Here is a 711-nt window from a genome sequence, read left to right on the forward strand (position 1 = left end):
CAGAGTCGATCCGGGCGATACTCGATCCATGGCATCCGATCCGTGGCGTACCGGACTCGCGCTTCTGGGGCTACTGCTCGGCCTAGCCATCCTCGGGGGCTGGACTTGGCAGGTCGGTGCGGCCGTGGGCTGGCAGCCCTCCGGACTTGCCGAGCAGTTGGCGGCACAGCCGCTGCAGAGCGCCTTGCTCCTCATGGCCATGATGACCGCCGTGGTCGTGCTCCCGTTGCCAACCATCCCCATAACCGTGGCCTCCGGGCTGCTCTTCGGCCCCCTGCTGGGCGCGGCTATCGCCGTAGCCGGCGCGCTGGCAGGCGCGGCCGTCGCCTTCGGGCTGGCCCGGTGGCTGGGGGAGGGGCTGCGCGCGACCCGGCTGGGCCGACCCATCCCCTACCCGCTTTGCCGGGACTGCGGAGACCGCGCGATGTTCCTGGCCGTCCTGGTCTCGCGCCTCATCCCGGTCGTCTCCTTCGCCTTGCTGAGCTACGCGGCGGGCCTGACCGCCATGCGCCTGGGCCCTTTCCTGCTGGCCACGGGCGTGGGCATGCTGCCGATGACCCTGGTCTACACCAGCCTGGGCGCCATCGTGCGCGTCGATCCGATCTGGTTCATCGCGGGCACCGCGGCGGCCCTGGGCATCCTGCTCCTCCTGCCCCGGTGGATCGAGCGGCGCAACCCCTGGAACATCAAGCGGTACCTGTCCCGATAGAC

1 protein-coding gene is annotated in these 711 nt (G+C 70.6%); it reads left to right on the forward strand.

The genetic code is table 11. The annotated features are described in order from the left end of the window. The coding region (locus LRA98_RS12880) for a TVP38/TMEM64 family protein (protein ID WP_238640856.1) at positions 1-709 on the forward strand (709 nt) is incomplete at its 5' end. Positions 710-711: the final 2 nt, after the last annotated feature.

It is taken from the genome of Halorhodospira sp. M38 (assembly GCF_022227985.1).
Classification (GTDB): Bacteria; Pseudomonadota; Gammaproteobacteria; order Nitrococcales; family Halorhodospiraceae; genus Halorhodospira; species Halorhodospira halophila_A.